The organism is Micrococcus sp. 093350064-1, assembly GCF_053627955.1.
In genome coordinates, this window is sequence record NZ_JBSEYU010000002.1 from 100,588 (window position 1) to 125,383 (window position 24,796).

The 24,796-nt window shown below is 74.4% G+C and carries 21 protein-coding genes; 9 read left to right on the top strand and 12 right to left on the bottom strand.

All coding sequences use genetic code 11. The features are described from left to right. The first annotated feature begins 256 nt into the window (after positions 1–256). A complete protein-coding gene (locus ACUW6W_RS02525) occupies positions 257–1,162 on the top strand; it encodes a hypothetical protein (protein ID WP_336575424.1) in 906 nt (301 codons plus the stop codon). A gap of 4 nt (positions 1,163–1,166) precedes the next feature. Here ACUW6W_RS02525 and ACUW6W_RS02530 read toward each other — a convergent pair whose 3' ends face one another. Next, the gene (locus tag ACUW6W_RS02530; RefSeq protein ID WP_454179746.1) at positions 1,167–2,348 is read right to left on the bottom strand and encodes a YihY/virulence factor BrkB family protein; all 1,182 of its coding nucleotides are present in this window, start codon (positions 2,346–2,348) and stop codon (positions 1,167–1,169) included. Between the two features lie 146 nt (positions 2,349–2,494). Here ACUW6W_RS02530 and clpB point away from each other — a divergent pair, with 146 nt between their 5' ends. Next, positions 2,495–5,089 carry an ATP-dependent chaperone ClpB gene (gene clpB, locus ACUW6W_RS02535; RefSeq protein WP_070709419.1) on the top strand — a complete coding sequence of 865 codons (2,595 nt, stop codon included), beginning with the start codon at positions 2,495–2,497 and terminating at the stop codon, positions 5,087–5,089. Positions 5,090–5,216: 127 nt separating this feature from the next. Here the strand turns inward: clpB and ACUW6W_RS02540 are convergent, their stop codons facing one another. Next, entirely contained in the window at positions 5,217–6,626 is a 1,410-nt protein-coding gene (locus ACUW6W_RS02540) for a M20/M25/M40 family metallo-hydrolase (RefSeq protein WP_454179748.1), read from the bottom strand. Positions 6,627–6,920: 294 nt separating this feature from the next. Between ACUW6W_RS02540 and ACUW6W_RS02545 the strand changes: the two genes are divergently transcribed. From ACUW6W_RS02545 to ACUW6W_RS02555, 3 genes are all read left to right on the top strand, one after another. Then, positions 6,921–7,127 (top strand): DUF3073 domain-containing protein, encoded by a 207-nt coding sequence (locus tag ACUW6W_RS02545; RefSeq protein ID WP_036314242.1) that lies wholly within the window; start codon positions 6,921–6,923, stop codon positions 7,125–7,127. After that, positions 7,124–8,068 carry a Sir2 family NAD-dependent protein deacetylase gene (locus ACUW6W_RS02550; protein WP_044658859.1) on the top strand — a complete coding sequence of 315 codons (945 nt, stop codon included), beginning with the start codon at positions 7,124–7,126 and terminating at the stop codon, positions 8,066–8,068. The genes ACUW6W_RS02545 and ACUW6W_RS02550 overlap by 4 nt, the downstream gene beginning before the upstream one ends. A gap of 198 nt (positions 8,069–8,266) precedes the next feature. Beyond that, positions 8,267–9,256 (top strand): type IV toxin-antitoxin system AbiEi family antitoxin domain-containing protein, encoded by a 990-nt coding sequence (locus ACUW6W_RS02555; RefSeq protein ID WP_060973675.1) that lies wholly within the window; start codon positions 8,267–8,269, stop codon positions 9,254–9,256. 67 nt (positions 9,257–9,323) lie between these two features. On the opposite strand, the gene purM is transcribed toward ACUW6W_RS02555, so the two are convergent. From purM to ACUW6W_RS02590, 7 genes are all read right to left on the bottom strand, one after another. Continuing rightward, positions 9,324–10,481, bottom strand: coding sequence for a phosphoribosylformylglycinamidine cyclo-ligase (gene purM, locus ACUW6W_RS02560; RefSeq protein WP_036314247.1), 1,158 nt, complete (start codon positions 10,479–10,481; stop codon positions 9,324–9,326). Continuing rightward, positions 10,478–12,091, bottom strand: a complete 1,614-nt coding sequence (gene purF, locus ACUW6W_RS02565; RefSeq protein ID WP_036339306.1) for an amidophosphoribosyltransferase — start codon at positions 12,089–12,091, stop codon at positions 10,478–10,480. The genes purM and purF overlap by 4 nt, the downstream gene beginning before the upstream one ends. Then, entirely contained in the window at positions 12,088–12,495 is a 408-nt protein-coding gene (locus tag ACUW6W_RS02570; protein WP_423448633.1) for a hypothetical protein, read from the bottom strand. Before ACUW6W_RS02570 ends, purF begins: the two co-directional genes overlap by 4 nt. A gap of 141 nt (positions 12,496–12,636) precedes the next feature. Beyond that, positions 12,637–13,038, bottom strand: coding sequence for a sterol carrier family protein (locus ACUW6W_RS02575; RefSeq protein ID WP_454179750.1), 402 nt, complete (start codon positions 13,036–13,038; stop codon positions 12,637–12,639). Then, positions 13,035–14,108 carry an asparaginase gene (locus tag ACUW6W_RS02580; RefSeq protein WP_078026135.1) on the bottom strand — a complete coding sequence of 358 codons (1,074 nt, stop codon included), beginning with the start codon at positions 14,106–14,108 and terminating at the stop codon, positions 13,035–13,037. The genes ACUW6W_RS02575 and ACUW6W_RS02580 overlap by 4 nt, the downstream gene beginning before the upstream one ends. A gap of 81 nt (positions 14,109–14,189) precedes the next feature. Further along, positions 14,190–14,987, bottom strand: a complete 798-nt coding sequence (locus tag ACUW6W_RS02585; RefSeq protein ID WP_078026136.1) for an ABC transporter ATP-binding protein — start codon at positions 14,985–14,987, stop codon at positions 14,190–14,192. Positions 14,988–15,066: 79 nt separating this feature from the next. After that, positions 15,067–16,218: an ABC transporter permease gene (locus ACUW6W_RS02590; RefSeq protein ID WP_078026137.1), complete on the bottom strand. Its 1,152-nt coding sequence runs from the start codon at positions 16,216–16,218 to the stop codon at positions 15,067–15,069. A gap of 186 nt (positions 16,219–16,404) precedes the next feature. Between ACUW6W_RS02590 and ACUW6W_RS02595 the strand changes: the two genes are divergently transcribed. Together ACUW6W_RS02595 and ACUW6W_RS02600 are read left to right on the top strand one after the other, a co-directional pair. Next, complete coding sequence (locus ACUW6W_RS02595; RefSeq protein WP_060973808.1) at positions 16,405–17,784, top strand: sensor histidine kinase; 1,380 nt, start codon at positions 16,405–16,407, stop codon at positions 17,782–17,784. Next, the gene (locus ACUW6W_RS02600; RefSeq protein ID WP_060973807.1) at positions 17,781–18,410 is read left to right on the top strand and encodes a response regulator; all 630 of its coding nucleotides are present in this window, start codon (positions 17,781–17,783) and stop codon (positions 18,408–18,410) included. Before ACUW6W_RS02595 ends, ACUW6W_RS02600 begins: the two co-directional genes overlap by 4 nt. 42 nt (positions 18,411–18,452) lie before the next feature. On the opposite strand, the gene ACUW6W_RS02605 is transcribed toward ACUW6W_RS02600, so the two are convergent. Beyond that, positions 18,453–18,722, bottom strand: coding sequence for a hypothetical protein (locus ACUW6W_RS02605; protein WP_020624424.1), 270 nt, complete (start codon positions 18,720–18,722; stop codon positions 18,453–18,455). A gap of 62 nt (positions 18,723–18,784) precedes the next feature. Between ACUW6W_RS02605 and purD the strand changes: the two genes are divergently transcribed. Both purD and ACUW6W_RS02615 read left to right on the top strand, forming a co-directional pair. Then, entirely contained in the window at positions 18,785–20,074 is a 1,290-nt protein-coding gene (purD, locus tag ACUW6W_RS02610) for a phosphoribosylamine--glycine ligase (RefSeq protein WP_060973806.1), read from the top strand. Continuing rightward, positions 20,071–21,018, top strand: coding sequence for a phosphoribosylaminoimidazolesuccinocarboxamide synthase (locus ACUW6W_RS02615; RefSeq protein WP_044658867.1), 948 nt, complete (start codon positions 20,071–20,073; stop codon positions 21,016–21,018). The genes purD and ACUW6W_RS02615 overlap by 4 nt, the downstream gene beginning before the upstream one ends. A 65-nt stretch (positions 21,019–21,083) precedes the next feature. Here the strand turns inward: ACUW6W_RS02615 and ACUW6W_RS02620 are convergent, their stop codons facing one another. After that, on the bottom strand, positions 21,084–22,949 hold the full coding sequence (locus ACUW6W_RS02620) for an ABC transporter ATP-binding protein (RefSeq protein ID WP_036338250.1): 1,866 nt from the start codon (positions 22,947–22,949) through the stop codon (positions 21,084–21,086). Next, positions 22,946–24,784, bottom strand: a complete 1,839-nt coding sequence (locus ACUW6W_RS02625; protein WP_036338247.1) for an ABC transporter ATP-binding protein — start codon at positions 24,782–24,784, stop codon at positions 22,946–22,948. Before ACUW6W_RS02625 ends, ACUW6W_RS02620 begins: the two co-directional genes overlap by 4 nt. Between the last annotated feature and the right edge of the window lie 12 nt (positions 24,785–24,796).

Sequence of the window (24,796 nt, forward strand, 5' to 3'; positions counted from 1 at the left end):
GTGCCTTCTGTGCCGCCGTCGGGAGGACGGGCGGGCGGGTCGGAGGGAGCCGGCAGAGTGACGTGTTCCGCCGTGATTGGTGGTCATCGTAGTGCGTCGGGGCCCTCGCGGGCGCCGGGAGACGGCTCGTCCCCCGGAGCGAGCCGATCGACCGGTGGCCCTCTCGCAACCCGCCTCCGCAGGCGAAAGCTGGCCCTGCGCTGTGGGGATTGTCAGGCTGGTCACATCGTCGTCACCCGGTCTGATGAGGTCTCCCATGCTCCGCCCCGCCGCCCCCGCTCGCCCCGCTGCCACCCTGTCCCTGCTCGCCGTGGGCGCCCTCGCGCTCGTCGGCTGCGGTGGGGGAGGCGGCGAGGCCTCGTCCTCCTCTCCCTCCTCCGACGCGTCCTCGGCCTCCCCGGCGACCGTCAGCGCGACCGCGGGCCCCACACAGGACGCGGCCACGTCGTCCTCCGCGGCTCCCTCGACGGCGGTGTCCACGGCCTCGTCCTCCGCCTCGTCCTCGGTGGCGGCGTCCGCGTCGGCCGACGCGTCCGAGTCCGCCACGACGGGGGCCGGCTCGGACCTCACGGACGAGCAGGAGGAGCGTGTGGAGGCGCTCGAGGACGTCCTGCTCACGCCCCAGACCGCGCCCGACGGCGTGTTCACGGACATGGAGACCCAGGCCGGCGGCGGGGGTGAGCCGATCAGCACGAGTCTGAGCCTGACGGGCGTCACCCCCACGGGCGCCTGCGCGGACCTCATCGAGCAGATCAACACGCAGCAGGCGCCCGGGCTCGGCGGTGCGCTGGCCCAGTACGAGGTGGACCCGGCCGCGGTCACCGGCCTGGCCGGTTCCCAGGCCGGGGCGTTCGGCATGGTCGCGGTCACCGAGGACGGCACCGATCTGCTGGAGCCCTTCGGCGAGCTGGCCGACACGTGCGGCACGTTCGGCGACCCGGACGGCGTCGAGGCGGCCTTCACGACGGTGCCCGGCGTGCCGGACGCGGTCCACATCTCCCTGGGGAACTCGGGCATGGACACGGCCTTGTTCACCATGACCGTCGGTGGCGTCACGGACGGGGACGAGCTCGTGTACCTCGGCATGGTGGGCCTCGACGAGGAGATCGCGGCCGAGACGCTGCGTGCCCAGGTCGAGGCGTTCGAGAAGCGGGAGCGCTGACCTCTCAGTCGTCGGGCCGCGGCGTCGGCTCGAGGCGGGCGCCGTCGTCGGACACCGGGTCCGCGTGGAACGGGCTGCCCGAGCTGACGTCCTCCGGGCATCGCCCTCCCGACTCGACCGCGAGGAGGCGCCCCTCCTCGGAGAGCAGGGGTGTGGCCTCGATCGTGAGGCTCTCGCCGGCGCGCACGGCATCGGCCACGAGCCGGGCCAGGCGGCGGATGCGGGCCTCGTACCGTTCGAAGTCCTCGAGCACCGCGGTGTGCCGCGTCGCCAGCTGGATCTCGACGGAGGCGTCGATGCCGACGGCCAGCTGGCGGGCACGCAGCACCTCCGCGTCGAAGGCAGCCCCGGCCAACAGCACGATGCACGCCACCCACGCGAGGGCGAGCACGCCGATCGCGGAGTTGATCCGCCCGACCACGGCGAACTGGCCGAACCGGTCCGTGATCCAGCCCAGGGCCACGGTGGCGCCGAAGAGCAGGACCACCACGGCCACGGCGCCGAGCGAGAGCGGGCGGTAGCGGGGCTGCCGGACGTTGGGCCCCAGGCGGTAGGCGAGGGTCACGATCAGGGCGATCACCACGAGGATGACCGGCCACTTCACCACGTTCCACGTCTGGACCGTCTCCTCCGGCAGGCCGACGGCCTGGCCGAGGCGCAGGGAGAGGTCGCCGCCGACGACCACCAGGATCGTGATCAGCACGGCGCCGAGCATGAGGGCGAGCGTCTCGACGAAGACCACGAGGCGGAAGTGGAGGAAGGGCCGGCCCTCGCGGGTGTCGTGGATGCGGTGCATGGCCCGGTGGAACGCGCCGACGGCGCCCGAAGCGGACACCACGGTGCCGACGGCCCCGAGGACGACGGCGCCGGTGCCGGGCCCGGCCGAGCCGAGGGTCAGGATCCATTCGCGGACGACGTCGGGCGTCAGCGACGGCCAGATCTCGGCGGCCAGGTGGGCCGCGGCGTCCACGGTCTCCTCCTCGACGCCCAGCAGCGAGACCACGGAGAGCAGGGCGATGACGGTGGGCAGCAGGGACAGCGCCCCGAAGAAGGTCATGGCGGCGGCCACATCCCAGACCTGCAGCTCGAAGAGCCGGTGCAGGGTGCGGCGCAGGACGTACAGCAGGGACACCCGCGGTCGGGTGTACGTGCGGAGGCGCCGGGGCGCCGCTGTGGAGCCGGCCATGGCACCAACGTACCGGCGCGAGGGGGAATAGCCCTGGTGCGTGGAGGGTTGAGCTATATAGACTCAACTTCGTCTGCGGCGGGAACGGCCCGCGGTCGACGGTTGTCCGACACCCCGGGACACGGGAGAGAAGGAGCCAATAGTCCATGGATGCCAAGTTCACCACCAAGAGCCAGGAGGCGCTCTCGGCTGCGGCCATGAACGCCTCCACCGCCGGCAACCCCCAGGTCGAGCCGGCCCACCTGCTGAAGGCCCTGATGGACCAGCGGGAGTCCGTCGCCGTGGCCGTCCTGAAGGCCGCCGGGGCCGACCCCGACGCCGTCTCCACGGCGGCCTCCTCGGCCATCCGACGCCTGCCCTCCACCCAGGGCAGCACGGTGGCCCAGCCCCAGTTCTCGCGCGCCGCCCTGCAGGTCGTGCAGAACGCGCGCACCCAGGCCGAGCAGCGCTCGGACGAGTTCGTCTCCACCGAGCACCTGCTGCTCGGCGTGGCAGCGGACTCCGGCGAGGCCGGTGAGGCACTGCGCTCGAACGGGGCGAGCCTCGAGGCGCTCGCCGCCGCCCTGACCCTGGTGCGCGGCGACTCCCGCGTCACCACCCAGGACCCGGAGACCACCTTCCAGTCCCTGGAGAAGTACGGCACGGACCTCACCGAGATCGCCCGCTCCGGCAAGCTCGACCCGGTGATCGGCCGCGACGCCGAGATCCGCCGTGTGGTGCAGGTGCTCTCGCGCCGCACCAAGAACAACCCCGTGCTCATCGGCGAGCCCGGCGTCGGCAAGACCGCCGTCGTCGAGGGCCTGGCCCAGCGGATGGTGGCCGGGGACGTCCCCGAGTCCCTGCGCGGCAAGACGCTGATCAGCCTGGACCTGGGCGCCATGGTCGCCGGCGCCAAGTACCGCGGCGAGTTCGAGGAGCGCCTGAAGGCCGTCCTCGAGGAGATCAAGGCCGCCGAGGGGCAGGTCGTCACGTTCATCGACGAGATCCACACCGTCGTGGGCGCGGGCGCGTCCGAGGGCGCCATGGACGCCGGCAACATGCTCAAGCCCATGCTGGCCCGCGGCGAGCTGCGCCTGATCGGCGCGACCACCTTGGACGAGTACCGCGAGAACATCGAGAAGGACCCCGCCCTGGAGCGCCGCTTCCAGCAGGTCTTCGTGGGCGAGCCCAGCGTGGACGACACGATCGCCATCCTGCGCGGGCTCAAGGAGCGCTACGAGGCCCACCACAAGGTGGCCATCGCCGACTCCGCGCTCGTGGCCGCGGCCACGCTGTCCCACCGGTACATCACCGGCCGCCAGCTGCCGGACAAGGCCATCGACCTCGTGGACGAGGCCGCCTCACGCCTGCGCATGGAGATCGACTCCGCCCCGGAGGAGATCGACGTCCTGCGCCGCCAGGTGGACCGCCTGACCATGGAGGAGCTCGCCCTCGAAGGCGAGACGGACCCCGCGTCCATCGAGCGGCTCGACGCCCTGCGCGCGGAGAAGGCGGACCGCGAGGAGGAGCTCACCGCCCTCACCGCCCGCTGGGACGCGGAGAAGGCCACCCTCAACCAGGCCGGCGACCTGCGCGCCAAGGTGGACGAGCTGCGTTCGCTCGCCGAGAAGGCCCAACGCGACGGCGACCTCGCCGAGGCCTCCCGCCTGCTGTACGGCGAGATCCCCGCGCTGGAGAAGCAGCTCGAGGAGGCGGACCGCGCCGCCCGCGAGGCCGACCGCTCGGCCACCGAGCCGATGGTCTCCGAGGAGGTCACGGCGGACGACATCGCCGAGGTGGTCTCCGCCTGGACCGGCATCCCCGCCGGGCGCATGCTCACCGCCGAGTCCGAGAAGCTGCTCACCATGGAGGAGCACCTCGGCGAGCGGCTGATCGGGCAGCGGGACGCCGTCGTCGCCGTCGCGGACGCGGTGCGCCGCTCGCGGGCCGGCATCGCGGACCCGAACCGGCCCACGGGCTCGTTCCTGTTCCTGGGCCCCACGGGCGTGGGCAAGACCGAGCTGGCCAAGGCGCTCGCGGAGTTCCTCTTCGACGACGAGCGCGCCATGGTGCGGATCGACATGTCCGAGTACGCGGAGAAGCACTCCGTCTCCCGCCTGGTCGGCGCCCCTCCGGGCTACGTCGGCTACGACGAGGGCGGCCAGCTCACGGAGGCCGTGCGGCGTCGCCCGTACTCGGTGGTGCTGCTGGACGAGGTGGAGAAGGCCCACCCCGAGGTCTTCGACATCCTGCTCCAGGTGCTCGACGACGGCCGCCTCACCGACGGCCAGGGCCGCACCGTGGACTTCCGCAACGTGATCCTGATCCTCACCTCGAACCTGGGCTCGCAGTTCCTCGTGGACCCGACCCTGGACGAGGCCGCCAAGCGCGAGTCCGTGATGTCCGTGGTGCGCGGGGCGTTCAAGCCCGAGTTCCTCAACCGCCTGGACGAGATCGTGCAGTTCGACGCGCTCACCGTGGCCGAGCTGACGCGGATCGTGGACCTGCAGGTCGAGTCCCTGCAGGCGCGCCTGACGGACCGCCGCCTCACCCTCGAGGTGTCCGACGCCGCCAAGGCGTGGCTCGCCGCGACCGGGTTCGACCCGGCCTACGGCGCCCGGCCCCTGCGCCGCCTGGTGCAGCGCGAGATCGGCGACCGCCTGGCCCGCGGCATCCTCGCCGGGGAGATCGCGGACGGGGACACCGTGGTCGTGGACCGTGTCGAGGGCGAGAACGGCCTCACCGTGACCCGGAAGGGCTGACGCCGGGACCGACGGACCGTGTTCCTCCTCCCTCTGGCGCGTCGGGGGCGGTTTCGGGTGGCATCCGGCCTGGATACCACCCGAAACCGCCCCCGACGGCATCTGCGAGACGGGCGGACGCCTCGGGTCAGCGGGTGCCGAGGGCGTCGGCGTCCTGCTGGAGGGTGCCGATCAGGTTCGCCACCGCGCGGGCCGTGTGGGTCAGCGTGGTGATGGAGACGTTGTCGATGTCGTCCTGGGGCGTGTGGTAGTTGTCGTCGCGGATCGAGAGCAGGCCCGTCGAGGCGATGCCCGCGTCCACGAACGGCGCGTAGTCCGAGCGGCCGTTGCTGCCCTCGGGCTGGTGCGTGTGGCCGTCGCGGTCGAGCTGCGCGCCGAGCAGGGACTCAGCACCGATCGACCAGTCGGCCGTGAGCACGCCGAGCGTGTTCTGGTGGTCCAGCGAGGCCACCATGTCCAGGTTGGTGTAGAGGATGATGTCCTCACGCTCCGCGGCGGTCAGGGTGTCCACGTAGTGGTGCGAGCCCAGCAGGCCGATCTCCTCGGCGCCCCACAGGGCGAAGCGGACCTTGCTCTCGGCCTTGTTGGCCTTGGCGGCCTGGCGCGCGACCTCGAGGGTCGCCGCGACGCCCGAGGCGTTGTCGTGGATGCCCGGGCCCTCCGGCACGCCGTCCAGGTGGGCGCCGAGCATCACGACGTCGTCGTCGCTGCCCGTGCGCGTCTCCGCCAGCACGTTCCAGGTGGGCCGCTGCTCCACAAGCTGCTCGAGGTCCAGGGTGACGGTGGCGCCGCCGGCGCGGGTCTGGGCCAGCAGATCGGCGCCCAGCTCGCGGGTCACGCCCACGGTCCCGACGACGTCGCCCGGCGCGGCGCCCAGGGTGCCGTTCAGCGCGCCCTCGGCGTTGTTGTAGATGATGACGGCCTCGGCACCGGAGGCGGCCGCGACCTGGGACTTCTGGGCGAAGGTGCAGTCGCCCCGGGAGACCAGGGCGACGCTGCCGGTCAGGTCCGCGTCGGCCCAGTCCGCGTCGGCGCAGCCGGTGGCGGCGCCGGCGGGGGCGGCGAGCGGGGCGTCGGCGACCTGCGCTGACGGCGAGGACGTGAAGACGGTGTGCTCGAGGTCGCGCTGGACGGGTCCGGTCTGCGCGAGCCGGTCCCGCAGGGTCTCGGTGTAGGTGATCTCGAACTCCTGGAGCTCGACGTCGTAGCCGGCCTCCTCGAGCTCGCCCACGGCGTAGTCGAGCGAGGCCTGGAAACCCGGCGTGCCCGCGGCGCGGTTGCCGTGCTCGTCCGCGATGGCCGCGAACGCCTCGATGTCCTGGCGGAGGTGGTCCGAGGAGATGGATCGGACCAGCTTCTCCGGGGAGTTCGGGTTGCCGCCGGCACGGTTCTGGCCGGGGCCCAGGCCCCGGTCGGCGGTCTGCGTGGTGGCGGCGCTGGCCTTCGCCGGGGAGGACGGGGCGGCGATCGAGACGGGGGCGGCGGCGAGCGTGGCGGCCAGGGTGGCGGCGGCCAGCAGGGTGGGGGTGCGGCGCATGGGCATCCTCATCGTCGGGGCGGATGTGACGTACGCAACCTAGCCGCTCGTCCAGCGTCCGTACAGGGTGCGTGTCACGCCCGTCCAGCCGGATGCCGCGCGTGTCGCGGCCGCCCGCGCCGCACCCGGCGCCACTGCACGCCCCGCCGGACCGGGCCGGTCGTCGTCGTCCACAGGCCGTCCGGCGGGTCATGTATCCTTGTCCGCACGAACCATATTGACCAGTGAAGACCTCGGCGGGCCCCTGTGCGCCACAGATCCGAGGCGGCGAGAGATGCGAAGGGGGTCACGCTCATGGGGCGCGGCCGTCAGAAGGCGAAGGCCACGAAGCAGGCACGGGAGATGAAGTACTTCTCTCCCGGAACAGACCTCTCGGCACTGGAGCGAGAGCTCACGGGCGGACGCACGCGCGGCCCGGAGCAGGACCAGGAGCCCGAGTACGAGGATCCGTACGCGGACCTCTACGCGGAGGACGAGGACGACGACGCGCGGGCGCGATGACGCCCGCACGGCATCCGGCCCTGGACGGGCATCAGGCCGCCCTGCGGTCGATCGCCAGGGTGGTGGATGAGACAGCACCGCTGCAGGACCCCGAGACGGCGTCTCGGGGTCTGCTGCGTCTGATGGAGGAGTCCCGCCCGCTCGTGATCACCGGGGCCGGCGTGTCCACCGACTCCGGCATCCCGGACTACCGGGGGCCGAACGGGTCCCTGCACCGCCACCGGCCGATGACGTACCAGGAGTTCCGGGACGACCCGGCCGCCCGCCACCGCTACTGGGCACGCTCGTTCGTGGGCTGGCGTCGCATGGACCAGGCCCGGCCGAACGAGGCGCACCGCATCCTCGCGCGCTGGGCGGCCGAAGGGCGGATCGCCGGCGTCCTGACCCAGAACGTGGACGGGCTGCACGCCGAGGCCGGACGCGCGGCGGGGATGCCGGAGGACCGGCTGATCGAGCTCCACGGGGACCTGGCGCGCGTGGCCTGCCTGAACTGCGGGGCCACCGAGTCCCGCCGTGACCTGGACCTGCGGCTCGAGGCCGCCAATCCGGGCTACCTCGAGCGCGTGGCGATCGACCCGGACGCCGTGAACCCCGACGGGGACGTCTCCCTCGACCAGCACTGGGTGGAGGAGTTCACGATGGTCGGCTGCCGGGTGTGCGGCTCCGTGAAGCTCAAGCCGGACGTCGTGTACTTCGGCGAGTCCGTGCCCGCGGCGCGGCGCGCGGCCGCGGAGGCGATGGCCGACGACGGCGGCACGGTGCTCGCCGTCGGCACCTCGCTGGCCGTGATGAGCGGCTACCGGTTCGTGCTGCGGGCCGAGCGGGCCGGGCATGAGACGGGGCTGATCAACCTCGGCCCCACCCGCGCCGACGCCAAGGCCCGCTGGCGCTGGCGCGCCCCGGTCGCCGACGCGCTGGCCTGGCTCGACGCCCGCCTCTGACCCCCACCCACGTTTTCGTGCGGGAAACGGCGGACGCCGGGGCGTTTTCGTGCGGGAAATGGCGGGCGCCGGGGGTGTGGACACCGGGTGGCCCGGGGCCACGCACGACTCCTGCACAGGCGGCGCCGCCGACGTCCTCGTCCACGGTGGGTGCTCCTGAGCGGGCGGGATAGGCCGGGTTGAGCCATCGTCACGGGCATGGCCACGTCTTCCCTGCCCCTGCCGGACATCGTCGAGACCGGCCGGCCGTTCACCCGTGGCGACCTGCGCGCGGCCGGGGTCTCGGAGCGACTGGTCCGCGGCGGTGACGTGCGGCGCGTGACGCATGGGGTCCATCGGCTCCGGACTGACCACCTCGGCTCGTGGGCGGAGCTCGGCTACGCCGAGGCGCCCGCTCCCTTCGCGCCGGAGGAGACGGCCGCGGTCGTGGAGGCGAGCGGGGGAGTGGCCTCCCACCTCACGGCGCTGCTCCTGCACCGCGTGCCGCTGCCGCCGTTCCTGGCGGAGGACGGCACGGTGCACGTGTCCCGGCCACACCCGCGCGGGGCGAGCGTCCGCCCAGAGATCACCTCGCATGCCCGCCTCGTCCCGGCCGCGGATGTGACCGTCCTCCACGGGATCCGCCTGACGAGCCTGGAGCGATCCTGGGCGGATCTGGCCGCACTGCTCCGTCCAGGCATGCTCGTGCCCGTCGTGGCGGCCGGGGACGCCCTCGTCCACCGGCCGTGGTCGCCGGAGGGGCGCCGCTCACCACGGACCACGACGGCGGCCCTGCGGTCCGCGCTCCTGCGTGCCGGGCGGTTCAAGGGAGTGCGCACCGCCCGTGCCGCCCTCCAGCTGGTGCGGGTGGGCGCGGACTCCCCACAGGAGACAGCCCTGCGACTGGCCCTGCTCCACGCCGGCCTGCCCGAGCCGGAGCTCCAGCTGGTGCTGCACCCGGGCCGGGCGCGGTCGCCGGACGCGGATCTGGGGTGGCGGCAGTGGCGCATGGTGGTCCACTACGACGGCGGTCACCACCTCGACCCGGCACAGGTCGCCGTGGACGCGTGGCGAGACGAGGGCTGGGCGCGCGCGGGCTGGACGCAGATCTGGGCCACGGTGGACGACGCACGGGACGACTTCCGGCGCGTCGTCGCCGAGGTGCAGACGCACCGGGCCCGGCTCGGCGGGCGGGTGTTCGCGTCGTGAACCGCCGTTTCCCGAACGAAAACGCTCCGGAGGCCGCCGTTTCCCGAACGAAAACGCCCCGTGGGGGTCAGGCGGCGTACTGGCCGCGCATCAGCACCGCGCCGCCGTCGACGCCCTTGGCGCCCTGCACGAAGTCCAGGCCCGCGGCCGCCGCGTCGTCGGTGAGGGCGCCGATGGTGCCCATCTCCCACGCGTCGATGCCGGCGTCCACGAGCACGGAGATCGACTTCGCGGCCACCTCCGGGTCCACCACGGCCACCATGCCCACGCCGAGGTTGAGGGTGCGCTCGAGGTCGGACTGCGGAACGCGGCCGAGCTCGCCCACCAGGCGGAACACGGGCGGCAGGGACCAGGTGTCGCGCTCGACGGTCGCCATGAGGCCCTGCGGGAGCACGCGCGCCAGGTTCGCGGCCAGGCCGCCGCCGGTCACGTGGCTGAACGCGCGCACCGGCAGGTCCGAGCCGCCCTCGTGGCCGTTGAGGCGCTGCACCAGGTCGAGGCAGGCGCGGGAGTAGATGCGGGTCGGCACGAGCAGCTCCTCGCCGAGGGTGCAGCCGAGCTCGGTGACCTCGCGGTCCAGGGACCAGCCCGCGGCGTTCACCACGCGGCGCACGAGCGAGTAGCCGTTCGAGTGGATGCCGGAGGAGGCCATGCCGATCACGACGTCGCCGGACTGCACCCGCTCCGCGCCCAGGACCATGTCCGCCTCGACCACGCCGGTGGCCGCGCCCGCCACGTCGTACTCGTCTGCGGCCAGCAGGCCCGGGTGCTCGGCGGTCTCGCCGCCCACGAGCGCGGTGTCGGCCAGGCGGCAGCCCTCGGCCACGCCGCGCACGATGTCCGCGATGCGCTCGGGCACGACCTTGCCGCACGCGATGTAGTCGGTCATGAACAGGGGCTGGGCACCGACCACCACGATGTCGTCCACGACCATGCCCACGAGGTCCTGGCCGATGGTGTCGTGCTTGTCCATCGCCTGCGCGATCGCCACCTTGGTGCCGACGCCGTCCGTGGACGTGGTCAGCAGCGGCTTGCGGTACTGCAGCAGCGCGGAGGCGTCCCACATGCCGGCGAAGCCGCCGATGCCGCCCATGACCTCGGGGGTGTGGGTGGCCTTCACGGCGTCCTTCATCAGCTCGACGGCGCGGTCGCCGGCCTCCACGTCGACGCCGGCCGAGGCGTAGGTGATCGGGGCGGCGGAGGAGGGGGTCTGGTTCGGGGTCACAGCGGGGTCCTGTCCGTCTCGGTGAGCAGCTTCTCGTCGTCGGCGTCCGGGCCGGGCTCGCAGCCCGTGGCGGTCACGGTGGTGGTCTCGCCGCCCTCGTCCAGCACCACGGTGGACGCGGGCGACACGGCGACCGGCTCCAGCAGGCCCTTGCCGCGCTCGCCCTCGTCGGCCAGCGGGATCGGGTAGTCGCCGGTGAAGCAGGCGGTGCACAGGCGCTCGCGCGGCTGCCCGGTGGCCTCGATCATGCCGTCCTCGCTGATGTAGGCCAGCGAGTCGGCGCCGATGGACGCGGCGATCTGGTCCACCGCGGCGCCGTTGGCGATGAGCTCGGCGCGGGTGGCGAAGTCGATGCCGTAGAAGCAGGGCCACTTCACGGGCGGGGAGGAGATCTTCACGTGCACCTCGGCGGCGCCGGCCTCCTTGAGCATCCGCACGACGGCGCGCTGGGTGTTGCCCCGCACGATCGAGTCGTCCACCACCACGACGCGCTTGCCGGCCACCACGGTGGACTCGACGTTGAGCTTGAGGCGGATGCCGAGCTGGCGCAGCGTCTGGGACGGCTGGATGAAGGTGCGGCCCACGTACGCGTTCTTCACGAACCCCTGGCGGAACGGCAGGCCCGAGGCGTCCGCGTAGCCCACGGCGGCGGGCGTGCCGGACTCGGGCACGGGGATCACGACGTCGGCCTCGACCGGCTGCTCGAGCGCGAGGCGGCGGCCCATCTCCACGCGGGACTCGTACACGGAGCGCCCGGCGATCGTGGCGTCCGGCCGGGCGAGGTAGACGTACTCGAACACGCAGCCGGCCGGCTTGGACTCGGCGAAGCGGGTGGAGCGGATGCCCTCCTCGTCGATCGCGATCATCTCGCCGGGCTCGACCTCCCGAATGAAGGAGGCGCCGACGGTGGCGAGGGCCGACTGCTCGGAGGCCACCACCCAGCCCCGCTCGAGGCGGCCGAGCACGAGCGGGCGCACACCCTGCGGGTCGCGGGCGGCGTAGAGGGTGTGCTCGTCCATGAACACGAAGCAGTAGGCGCCGCGGATCTTCGGCAGCAGCTCGAGGGCGGTCTCCTCGAGGCGGTCCCCGGGGGCCCCGTGCAGCAGGGCCGTGACCAGAGCGGTGTCCGTGGTGTTGCCCTGCTTCATCTCACCGTGGGTGTGGCGGCCGTCCGCGGCGTGCACCATGCGCAGCAGCTCGGCGGAGTTCACGAGGTTGCCGTTGTGCGCCAGGGCGACCGTGCCGTCGTCGGCGGTGGCGCCCAGGGTGGGCTGGGCGTTGGCCCACTTGTTCACGCCGGTGGTGGAGTAGCGGCAGTGGCCGACGGCGATGTGGCCGCTCAGTGCGGTCAGGGTGGCCTCGTCGAACACCTGGGAGACCAGGCCGATGTCCTTGTAGACGGCGATGCGCCCGCCGTCCGAGACGGCGATGCCCGCGGACTCCTGGCCGCGGTGCTGGAGCGCGTACAGGCCGTAGTAGGCCAGCTTCGCGACCTCCTCGCCCGGCGCCCACACGCCGAACACGCCGCATTCGTCCTGCGGCCCCTGGTCCTGGGGGTCGAGGGCGGCGGTCAGGCGGCCGTCGCCTCGTCGGGTGCGCGGTGCGATCACTGCTCGGGGGTCCTTTCGGTGGGGGTGGCGCGGGCGGGCGGGGCACCCGCGTCCACGCGGTCCAGGCGGACGTCCGCCACGGCCGGGTCGTCGGTGCGCTCGAGGACCACGGTGCGCGCGGTCGACCGGGAGCGGCGGTCCAGCAGCAGCCACACGAGCAGTCCGAGCACTCCGGTGCCGAGCATGCTCAGCAGCGCCGCGAAGCCGAACGTCTCCGAGAAGGAGAGCGGGATGCCGGAGTACGGGTCCGCGGGCGGCGTGGGGGAGGCGTGGGCCGCGGTGGTGATCACGAGGGCGATCAGCAGGCCGAGCGCGAGCGCCACCGCGAGCACCGCGGTCAGCCGCGGGGCGCGACGGACGGTGTAGGCGCGCTGATCGGGGGTCGGCTCGGGGGCGGAGGTCATGCGCGCCAGTCTATCGAGTCGGCCGCTGGGGCCAGTCCCGGGTGCCCGCGGCGGGATCGGCACAGCTGCATCCCGCGACGCGGAACGGTGCCGACGTTCGAACGGTCGGTGCCGCCGAGAGGACTGCCGGACACCCCTCGCTCACGGCCGCACGAGCGGCAGGTGCGCGCCGAGGTCGGCCCGCACGCCCGAGGCGCGCACGCCGCCGGCCGCCGTCGCGTCCTCCCAGGTCGTCAGCCCCGTGGCCAGGGACAGCCATGTCACGGCGTCCATCTCCACCACGTTGGGCGGGGTGCCGCGGGTGTGCCGGGGCCCGGGGAGGCACTGGGCGACGCCGAAGGGCGGCACGCGCACCTCCACCGAGTTCCCGGGCACGCGGGTCGCCAGCTCCTCGAGCGCGAAGCGCACCGCCATGGCCCGCGGGGGGCGCGGCAGCGCGGCGGCCGCCGCGGGGTCCTCCTCGTGGGCGCGTGCCCACGCCAGCAGCGCCGCGTGGCCCTCGACGACAGGCACCCGGCGGCGGGGCACGGAGCCGGTGGTCACGCCCGCGCCTCGAAGGCCGGCAGGACGTCCCCCACGAGGTCCCGCACCGGCGCGGCCAGGCGGATCTCACCGACCGGCTCACCCCGGCCGAGCACCGGGGGCACGACGGCGGCCAGCACGCCCGGCAGCGTCGCCCGGTCCACGTGGTCCGGGGCGAACCGGGCCAGCAGCGCGAGCGCGACCAGGTCGCCGGCCCGCGTGCCGCCGTCGAGCGCCTTGACGGCCACGGCCGTGCCGTCCGGCGCGGCCATGACGAGCACGCCGTCCGCGCCCGCCTTGGCGAGCAGGCCGAGCTCGCGCATCACCACGGTGTTGGAGCTCGTCTCCCCGTGGACGGCCCACGGGTGCTCGAGCATCGCGGTGGCGACGGCGGCCGCGTGCGGATCCGCGTCGGCGCGGCCGGGCGCCGCGGCGACCCGCCCGATGCCGCGGGCCAGGCCCGCCAGCGAGATGACGGCGGCCGGGGCGCCACAGCCGTCCACACCGGTGTGGGCCACCGGCTCGCCGCAGTACTCGGCGATCACCGCGTCCACCTCGCGCTGCAGCGGGTGCGCCGGGTCGAGGTACGTGGCGACGTCGTGCCCGGACGCCGCGCAGGCCGCGAGGAAGCCGGCGTGCTTGCCGGAGCAGTTGAAGGCCAGCGGGGTCGCGGCGGCGGACTCGCCGTCGCGGCGGACCTGGGCGACCACCTCGGAGGTGTCCGCGGGCCAGGCCGGCGGGCACTGCAGGGCGGACGCGTCGAGGCCTGCGTCCGCGAGCATGCGCTCGGCCAGCGCCTGGTGCCGGAGCGTGCCCCGGTGGGAGCCGCACGCGATGGACAGGGCCTCGCCCTCCAGCGCCGCCCCGTGGCGCAGCGACGCGACGGCCTGGAACGGCTTCAGCGTGGAGCGCGGGTAGATCAGCGCGTCCGCGGGGCCGAGCCCGGCCAGCACCCGCCCGTCGGGGCCGGTCACGACGGCGGCGCCCGCCGTCCGGGACTCGACGAAGCCGTTGCGGACGGTCTCCACGAGCTCGACGGCGTCGGACAGGGCGAGGGTCTCGCCCGCGGGGGCGACGGTGGCGTGGGTCATGCGGTCCAGGGTAGCGAGGGCCCCGGACGCGCCGGGCGTCCGGGGCCGGTGGGCCGGGTCGGGTCCGGCGGCGTCAGCGGCTCACTCCGCGGAGAGCCGCCCGTCCACCATGGTCAGGGTGCGGTCCGTGACGGAGAGGAACTCGTGGTCGTGCGTGACCATGAGCGTCGCCACCTGCTCCTCGCGGGTCAGCGTGCCCAGCAGGTCCACGACGGCGGCCGAGCGCTCACGGTCCAGCGCGGAGGTGGGCTCGTCCACGAGCAGCAGCGTCGGGGAGGCCATCAGCGCGCGCACGATGTTCACGCGCTGCCGCTGACCGCCCGAGAGCTGGTGCGGGCGCTTGCCGGCCTGGTCGGCCAGGTCCACACGCTCGAGCAGCTCCATGGCCCGGGCCTTGGCGGCCCTGCGGTCGGCGCGGGTGGCGTCGCGGTCCAGGTGCACGGTCAGCTCGAGCTGCTCGGCGGCGGTCAGGGACGGGATGAGGTTCGGCTGCTGGAAGATCACGCCGATCTCCTGGCCGCGCAGCGCCGTGCGCTCCTTCCGGGACAGCCCGGCCATCTCGCGGCCGGCGACGGACACGCTGCCGGAGGTGGGCGTCACCAGGCCCGCGGCCACCGCCAGCAGGGAGGACTTGCCCGAGCCGGACGGGCCGACCATCGCGGTGAACGTGCCGGGGAGCAGGTCCAGGCTCACCTCGTCCAGGGCGCGCAGCACGCCGCGCTCGCCGTCCGGGTACTCCAGCACGAGGTCGCGCACGGACAGCGCGGGGGTGGCGTCGGCCGCGGCGGCGGGGCGCTCGCCGGCGACGCGGTGGGCGGCCGCGGCGGCGGGGGTGCGGAGGGCGTCGAGGTCGGCCTGCGGGGCGGTGAGGGTGGTCACGGGGAGGTCCTTTCTCCAGGCGGGGGCGAGGCGGAGCCGAGGGGGACGACGGCGCCGGGCGGCGCCGTCGTCGGGGCGCTCAGTTGCCGCCGAGGGCGACCAGCGGGTCGATCCGGGTGACGCGGTAGACCGCGATGACGGCGGCGAGCATGCCGAGCACGAGGACCCCGGCGGCGGGCACCGCGGTGGTGGCCCACGAGAGCTCGAACGGGACGGCCCGCCCCGCGAACGCGCCGATCACGGCGGCCAGCCCGGTGCCCACGGCCACGCCGCCGACGAGCACGAACGCGGCCTGCGCGAGCGAGTCCTTCAGCACCCAGCCGTTCGAGCCGCCGAGGGCCTTGAGCACCGCGATGTCGCGGGTGCGCTGCACCGTCCAGATGGACAGGAACGCGATCACCACGAGCGCCGAGATGCCGTACAGGAAGCCCTGCATGGTCATCAGGGAGCCGTTCTCGGACCGGTAGCTGGGCAGGGCGGCGTAGGAGCCCTTCACGGTCTCCGCGACGGTGCCCGCGGCGTCGTCGCCGGCGGCGGCCACGGCGTCGACGTCGGCGCCCGCGTCGAAGCGCACGAGGCCGGCGGTGCCGAGCACCGCGTCGTCGGCGGTGTGCGAGATGGCGTTCCAGTCCTCGAGCGCCAGCCACGTCACGGGGGAGTGGGAGTAGTACTCGGTCGGCACGACGTCGGCCACGGTGTAGACGAAGCCGGAGACCGCGACGGCGTCACCCGCCTGGGCGTGGAGGGAGTCGGCCACGTCCTGGCTGAGCACGATCTGCCCGAGCTCGACGCCGGCCGGCGCGTCGGAGCCGCCCGGGGTGAGACCGATGAACGCGGTGGTGGCCACGCCGGTGGTGGGCTCGCCGGACACGTCCGCGCGGCCCTGCGGGTCCGTGTCCACGGGGTGCTCGAGGCCGATGGCCCGGCCCTGGCTCACACCGAGCGGCTCGACGGAGGCCACGCCGTCCGTGGCCGCCCACGCGTCGCGCTGGGCCACGGTGAACTCGGACTGGGTGAACGACGCGGTGGGCTCCTGGCCCGCCGCACCGCCGAAGACCAGACGCTGCACGCCCTGCTCGCCGAGGCGGTCGATCGCGGCCGTGTTCTGCCCGCCCAGGCCGGCCGTGAGGCCGGAGAGCATGACGAGCAGCAGGCTGATGAGGGCCACCACGGAGCCCATGAGGGCGAACCGTCCGGTGGCGAAGCGGAGGTCGCGGAGTGCGAGGAACACGGGGCGCGTCCTTTCCTGACGAGGTCTGTCCTGAGGTTGCCTCCACGGTCTCGCGCGGGGAGGGGTCGCCACATCGCCCGCGGCGGCTGGACCCGGTCAACCGAATGGTTGATCCCGGCGGCGCAGCGGCGCGGCCCCGGGGCATCGGGCCGTTGTCGCGTCCGGGGCGCGCCCTAGGGTGGAGCCATGTCCGTCGCACCCCGCGCCGCCGTGCCCCCCGCGCCCACCGAGACCGGCACCACCGCCGTGCTCGCCGGCCTGCGCGTGGCCCTGCACGTCACGTTCGCCGCGCTGCTCACCGTGGGGCTGGCGCGCGCGCTCGCGGACCGGTCCCCGGAGGCGTCCTCCGGTCCGTTCCCGGCCACCACCCTGGTGCTGCTGACCGCCGCGCTGGCGGGCGTCTACCTGGCCGGGACCGTGCTGGAGCGGCGCCGGTGGGCCCGGGGCGACGACGTCGGCCGCGGTCCGGCGGTCGCCTGGCTGGCCCTGGTGCTGCTGCTGTGGGGCCTGCTCGTGGCCCACCACGGCGACTTCGCGTGGGTCGCCTTCCCCCTCTTCTTCGTCGTCCTGCACGTGGTCGACCGGGTGGCCCGGCAGGCCTGGGTGCGCCACGTGGTCGGGCCCGCGCTGGTGGTGGCGATGGCCGTCGTCGTGGTGGCCGGGATGGCGGCGGGCGCCGGCGGCGTGCGGGTGCCGGCCGTCATTGGTCCGCTGGTGGGCGCCGCCGTGGCCGTGGTGCTCTCCGGGGCGTACCGCGCCCTGCACGCCGAGTCCGAGCGCCAGCGTGCCGTGGCCGAGCAGCTGCGCGCCGCGCAGGCCGAGCTCGCGCGCACCGAGCACCGGGCGGGGGTGAGCGCCGAGAGGGAGCGGTTCGCCCGCGAGATCCACGACACCCTCACCCAGGGGCTGGCCTCGATCGTGCTGGTCTCGCGCGCGGCCCAGGACGCGCTCGACGCCGCCGACCCCGCCCTCGCCCGGCAGCGCATGGAGACCGTGCGCGCCACGGCCGCCGAGAACCTCGCCGAGTCCCGCCGCTTCGTCCGCGACCTGCGCGGCACCGGGGCACCGTCCCTCATCGAGGCGCTCGAACGAGCGGTCACCGGGTTCGCCGACCGGCAGGCCGCCGCCGGGACACCCGTGGCCGCGGACGTCGAGGTCGTGGGCGAGCCGGTCGCGGTCGCCGAGGCCGTGGAGACCGCCGTGCTGCGAGCCGTGCAGGCCTCCCTGGCGAACGTCGGCGCCCACGCGGGCGCCCATCGCGCCCGCGTCACGCTGGGCTACCTCGGCGACGAGCTGACGGTGGACGTGGCCGACGACGGCGCGGGGTTCGACCCGGCCGTCGTCGCGGCCCGCGCCCGGGCCGGAGCCGCCGGTGCCGACCCGGGGGTGGGGACCGGCGTGGGACTGGCGAGCGTGCGCGAGCGCCTCGCGGCGGTGGGCGGCGAGGCCACCGTCGAGTCGGCCCCCGGCGAGGGCACCGTGGTGGCGCTGCGGGTGCCGCTGGTCGCCGCCGGGGCCGGCCGGAGCGCTGATCCCGAGCAGACCGAGAGCGAGGAGACCGCATGAGCGTGCGCGTGATGCTGGTGGACGACCACCCCGTGGTCCGGGCGGGGGTGCGGGCCGTCGTCGAGGCGCACCCGGACCTGACCGTGGTGGCCGAGGCCGCCGACGGGGCGGAGGCGATCGGCGTCCTGGAGGCGGGCGAGCCCGCGGTGGACGTCGTGCTGATGGACCTGCAGATGGGCGCGGGGATGGACGGCGTGACCGCCACCCGCGCGGTGCGGGAGCGGTGGCCGGGGGTGCAGGTGCTGATCCTGACGACCTTCGACACGGAGGCGGACATCCTCGCGGCCGTGAACGCGGGCGCTGCCGGCTACCTGCTCAAGGACGCCCCGAGCGAGGAGATCGCCTCGGCGGTGCGGCAGGCGGCGGCGGGGCGCAAGGCGCTGGCCCCGCAGGTCGCGGCCACGCTGATGGGGCGCATGTCCGGCGGCTCCGAGGTGCTGTCCGAGCGGGAGATCCAGCTGCTCGAGCTGATCGCGCGGGGCGCCACGAACAAGGTGGCCGCGAAGGAGCTGTTCATCTCCGAGGCCACCGTGAAGACGCACCTGGTGCACATCTTCCAGAAGCTCGGGGTGGACAACCGCACGCGCGCCGTCGACGAGGCCCGGCGACGGCGCATCATCCGCTGACGGACAGGCCGGGGCGGCCGGCCCTGGAGGGCCCAGCCCTGCTCAGCGGCGCCGCACGTACCGGGTGATCACCGCCGCGGCGACGGCGGCCAGCGCCAGCACGCCGAGCGCGGCGGGCAGGCTGAGGTCGCCGCGCTGGACGCCGAGCCCCCGCAGCGTCCAGAAGACGATCAGGGCGCACGTGAACATCACGCCGACGAACGTCCAGGCCGAGCGCAGCCCGGGTCCCAGCCCCGCGCCGGGCCGGTGGCGGGGGTCACGGGGGTCGCCGTCGTCGCCGGGCTGACCGTGGTGGAGGGGAGGCATCGTCATGCGCTCCACCGTAGGGGCCACGGGCCGGGCCGGGCCAGGGCCACCGCGTAGGCTTGAGGCTCGTGAAGACCCTTGTGCTCGGCAACGGCGGCCGCGAACACGCGCTGCTCACCGCCCTCTCCCGTGATCCGCAGGTCAGCGCCCTCCACGCGGCGCCCGGCAACGCCGGCATGGCCGACCTCGCCACCCTCCACGCCGTCGAGGCCACCGACCCGGCCGCCGTCGTGGAGCTCGCGCGCGAGCTGGGGGCCGACCTCGTCGTCGTCGGTCCCGAGGCCCCGCTGGCCGCCGGCGTCTCCGACGCCCTGCGCGAGGCCGGGTTCGCCGTGTTCGGCCCCTCGCAGGCCGCCGCGCAGCTCGAGGCGTCCAAGGCCTTCGCCAAGGAGGTCATGTCCGCCGCGGGCGTGCCCACCGCCGGCTCCCGCGTGTGCACCACCGCCGCGGAGGCCGCCGCCGCCCTTGACGAGTTCGGCGCCCCGCACGTCGTCAAGGACGACGGTCTGGCTGCGGGCAAGGGCGTCGTGGTCACCTCCGACCGCGCCGAGGCCCTCGCCCACGCCGAGGCCTGCTTCGCCGCCGGCGGCACCGTGGTGATCGAGGACTTCCTGGACGGCCCCGAGGTCTCCCTCTTCGTGATCTGCGACGGCGAGGACGCCGTCGCCCTCACCCCCGCCCAGGACTTCAAGCGCATCCACGACGGCGACGCCGGCCCCAACACCGGCGGCATGGGCGCGTACACGCCGCTGCCGTGGCTGCCCGAGGGCTTCACGGACGAGGTGATGGACCGCGTGGCCCGCCCCGTGCTCGCCGAGATGGCCCGCCGCGGCACCCCGTTCACGGGCGTGCTGTTCTGCGGCCTGGCCGTGACCGCCAAGGGTGTGGAGGTCATCGAGTTCAACGTGCGCTTCGGCGACCCCGAGACCCAGGCCGTGCTCGCCCGCCTCGAGACGCCCCTGGGCGGGCTGCTCGCCGACGCCGCGGCCGGCCGGCTCGGCGCGGACCGTCGACTCGAGTGGAGCGACGACGTCGCCGTGGACGTGGTCATGGCCTCGGCCGGCTACCCGGCCTCCTCCTCGAAGGGCGACGTGATCAACGGGCTGGCCGACGCGGCCGGCCTCGAGGGCGTGCACGTGATCCACGCGGGCACCGCGGTGTCCGGTGAGGACGTGGTGACGGCGGGCGGCCGGGTGCTGGCCGTCGTCGGGCGCGGGGCGGACCTGGCCCAAGCGCGCGAGCGCGCCTACGCGGGCGTCGAGCGCATCCGGTTCGACGGCGCCCAGTGGCGCACGGACATCGGACTCAAGGCCGAGCGCGGCGAGATCACCGTGCCCGGGACGGAGGGAGCGAAGTGAGCGGGGAGCGCGTGGGGTTCACGGGGGCCGAGGCCCTCGAGCTGCCGGGCTGGCGGCACGTCTACTCGGGCAAGGTGCGGGACCTGTACGAGCCCGCCGACGCCGAGCCGGGGCGGTCCGCGACGCTGCTCGTGGTGGCCTCCGACCGGATCAGCGCCTACGACCACGTGCTGGAGCCGCCGATCCCGGACAAGGGCGCCATCCTCACCCGGCTGACCCTGTGGTGGTTCGAGAAGCTGGCCGAGGGCTACAACGGGGCCCACGCCGAGCCGGTCGAGCACCACGTGGTGAGCACGGACGTGCCCGCGGCCGTGGCCGGGCGGGCGATGATCGTCAAGCGCCTGGACATGTTCCCCGTGGAGTGCATCGCCCGCGGCTACCTGACCGGCTCCGGCCTGGCCGAGTACCGCGCGTCGGGCACGGTGGCCGGCCTGCCGCTGCCCGCCGGGCTCGTGGACGGCTCGCGGGTCGACCCGCCGATCTTCACGCCGTCCGCGAAGGCCGAGGTCGGCGAGCACGACGAGAACATCACGTTCGAGCAGATGGTCGAGCGCGTGGGCACCGAGGCCGCCGAGCGCCTGCGGTTCCTCACCCTGGACCTGTACGCCCGCGCCGAGGCGATCGCCCGCGAGGCCGGCATCATCCTGGCGGACACGAAGGTCGAGTTCGGCGTGGACCCGGCCACCGGCCAGGTGGTGCTGGGCGACGAGGTCCTCACCCCGGACTCCTCCCGGTTCTGGGACGCCGAGGACTACGAGCCCGGCCGCCCCCAGGCGAGCTTCGACAAGCAGTTCGTCCGCGACTGGCTCACGGGCCCCGACTCCGGTTGGGACAAGACCAGCGGGGAGGCCCCGCCGGCGCTGCCCGCCGACGTCGTGGCCAAGACCCGCGACCGCTACGTGGAGGCGTACGAGCGCCTGACGGGCCGCCCCTTCGACGCCTGACCCGGACTTTCGAACGTGGGGTAGGCCCTCTGCCACGTTCGAAAGCGCGTCGGGCGCGCCACCCGTCAGGCGAGCGAGTCCTCCCAGGCCCGGTGCAGCGCCGCGAACCGCCCGTCGGCCGCCACCAGCTCGGCGGGGCTGCCGTCCTCGACGATCCGGCCGTCGTGCATCACGAGCACCCGGTCGGCGGTCTCGACGGTGCTGAGCCGGTGGGCGATGATCAGTGCCGTCCGGTTCCCCAACAGCCGCTCCAGCCCGGCCTGCACGAGACGCTCGCTCGGCAGGTCCAGCGACGACGTCGCCTCGTCCAGGATCAGCACGGCGGGGTCCGCGAGGAACGCCCGCGCGAACGACACGAGCTGCCGCTGTCCCGCGCTCAGCCGCCCGCCGCGCTTGGCGACGTCGGTCGCGTAGCCCTCGGGCAGCCCCAGGATGAAGTCGTGCGCCCCCACCGCCCGGGCGGCCGCCTGGATCTCGGCCTCGGTGGCGTCGGGCCGGCCGAGGGCGATGTTCTCCGCGATCGACCCGGAGAACAGGAACGCCTCCTGGGTCACCATCACCACGTTGCGCCGCAGATCCGCCTGGCTGAGCTCGCGCAGCTCCACCCCGTCCAGCGTCAGCGAGCCGGCAGAGACGTCGTAGAACCGGGCGATGAGCTTGGCCAGCGTCGACTTGCCCGCACCCGTCTGGCCCACCACGGCCACGGTCTGCCCGGCCGGGATCACGAGGTCGAACTCCGGCAGCACCACCCGGTCCGGTCCGTAGCTGAACACCGCGTCCCGGAACTCCACCCGCCCGGACGCCACGCCCGTCCCCGGAGCGTCGGCCCCGGGCAGCGGCGTGGGCTCGGCGGCCTCCACCACGGTGGGCTCCTCCTCGAGCAGGCCGGAGACCTTCTCGAGCGCCGCCGTCGCGGACTGCAGCGACGAGTAGAACATCGCCACCATCTCCATGGGCTGGAACACGCGCCGTCCGGCCAGCAGGAGCGCCACGAGCACCCCCACCTCGAGGTCGCCGTCGAGCACGCGCAGGCCCCCGGTCACGAGCAGCGCCGCTACCGTGAGGTTGCCCGTCGCCACGAGCACCGGCTGCAGGATGCCGAACAGGTTGAGCGTGGCCACCATGTCGTCCCGGTAGGCCGTGGCCAAGTCGCGGTACCGCGCGTCGTTGTCCCGTTCCCGCCGGAAGGCCTGGACCGCGCGGATGCCGGTCATGGTCTCCACGAAGTGCACGATCGACCGTGCCGAGGACACCCGCGACCGCCGGTACGCCTCCTCGGACCGCACCTGGTACCAGCGCGTCACGATCGCCACCGGCACGGCCGCGCCCAGCAGCACGAGGAACGACGGCGGGTCCAGCAGCAGGATGGACGCCGCGGTGAACGACATGAACATCAGCCCGGACACGAGCGAGGACACGCCCTGGTCCAGCAGCTCCCGCAGCGCCTCCAGGTCCGAGGTCTGCCGCGAGATCACCCGCCCGGACGTGTACCGCTCGTGGAACCCGAGGCTCAGCCGCTGCGTGTGCCGGAACACGCGCAGCCGCAGGCTGAGCAGCATGGCCTGGCTGGCCCGCGCGGTGAGCCACGTGTACGCCCCCAGCAGGCCCCCGGAGACGAGGGCCGCCGCCACGTACGCCCCGCCCACGGGGACGAGGATGGGCCAGACGGACTCGCCGGCCCGCACGGCCTCGACGACGCGCGGCAGCTCCGCGTCGATCGCCCAGGCGATGATCAGCGGCCCGGCCGCCCGCGCCGCGTTGGACACGAGCACGAAGACCACGGTGACCAGCAGCGTCCCCCGGACCGGCCGCGCGAGCTCGCCGAGCAGCCGGAAGGACCGGCGCCGGATGTGGCGGCGCTCCGCGCGGGTGTAGTCGAGGTCCTCTTCGGCCCCCACGCCGCGCACGCGGCTCACGTCGGCGGCGCTCATGCCTGCTCCTCCGGTCGGCTCGAGATGATGTGCCGGTACACGGCGCTGCGGGCCAGCAGTTCGGGGTGCGTCCCCACGTCCTCGATCCGCCCGTCCGCCAGCACCGCGACCCGGTCCGCCAGGGCCACGGTGGAGGGACGATGCGCCACGATCAGGGTGGTCGTCCCGTCGAGGACCTCGCGCAGGCGCGCGGTCACGGTCTCCTCGGTGCGCACGTCGAGGGCGGAGAGGGGGTCGTCCAGCACGAGCACGTCCGGGCGCGCCGCGATCGCGCGGGCGAGGGCGATCCGCTGGCGCTGTCCGCCGGAGAGGCTGAGGCCCTCCTCGCCGATCTCGGTCTCGACGCCGTCCGCCAGGTCCGCCACGAAGCCCGCCTGCGCGGTCTCGAGCGCGAGGTCGAGCAGGGCGTCCGCCGCGGGGGAGTGGAGGCCGTCCGCGAGCACGTCCGCCGGGGCGCCGAGCAGCACGTTCTGCCGGATGGTCGCGGAGAACAGCGTGGCGTCCTCGAACGCCACGGACACCCGCCGGCGCAGCTCCTCGAGCGGCATCCGGCGCACGTCCACCCCGTCCACGCAGACGGAGCCCGCCGTGACGTCGAGCAGCCGGGGGACCAGCTGCAGCAGCGTCGACTTGCCGGCGCCGGTCGCGCCGACCAGGGCCATCGTCTCGCCGGGCACCAGCTCGAGGTCGACGCCGTCGAGCAGGTCGCGCTCCCCGCGCCCCGGGTCCGCGTCCGGCCAGCGGAAGCGCACCCCGCGGAACGCGAGCGCGCCGGTGGCCGGGGGCACGACGGCGGCCTCCCCGGTGGGCGAGGCGATGTCCACGGGCGTGGCGAGGACGTCCACGTGGCGGTCGATCGCCGTGCGGGCCGAGAGCGTCATGCCCATCAGCTGGCCCACCGACTCGACCGGCCCGGCCAGCACGGCCGCGGTGGCGAAGTAGGCGGCGAGCGCGCCCACCGTCAGCTCCCCGGTCGCCACGAGCCACAGGCCCAGGGCGAGGCCCAGGCCCAGCACCGTCTCCGGCAGGGCCACGATGAGCGCGATGAACCGGGCCAGCACCGAGGCCTTGTGCACCTCGGTGCCCTGCAGCGTGCGGGCGCGCCCGCGGAAGCCGTCGAGGGCGTGCGCGCCGCGGCCGAACGCCTTGAGGACGCGGATGCCGTGCACCGACTCCTCGACGGACGTGGCGAGGTCCCCGGCCTGGTCCTGGGAGAGCCGGGACGCGGCGCGGAAGTCGTTGCGGAACCCGAACGACGCCCACATGATCGGCACGGCCGCGGCGAGGTAGAGCAGGGCCAGCTGCCAGGACAGCAGGAACAGCAGGACGAGGCCGACGGCGATGGTCACCACGTCCACCACGAGCATGACCGAGCCGAACGCGATCCACCGCCGCAGCAGCGAGAGGTCGCCCTGGGCCCGGGAGAGCAGCTGCCCCGAGGGCCACGCGTCGTGGAACGCCACCGGCAGGCGCTGGAGCCGTTCGAACAGGGCGATGCGCGCCCGGTTCTCCACCCCGGCGGCCGGCGGGAGGATGAAGTACCGGCGCAGGCCGATGAACGCGGCCTCGGCGAGGCCGAGCACGGTGAGTAGGCCGGCGGCCCGCCACACGTCCGCGCGGGAGTCGGGGGAGGAGGGCCCGGCGAGCACAGTCTGCGTGAACACGGTGTCCACGAGCAGGTGGATGACCTGCGGGATGGCCAGGGCCACGAGGCCCGCCGCCGTGGCCGAGGCGAGCCCGAGCACCCAGCGCGCCCGCACGCCCTCGAGGTACGGTGCGATCCCGCCCAGGGCGTCACGCAGGGACGAGGCGTCGGGAGAGGTGGCGCGGGTCACGGGGCCCCACTG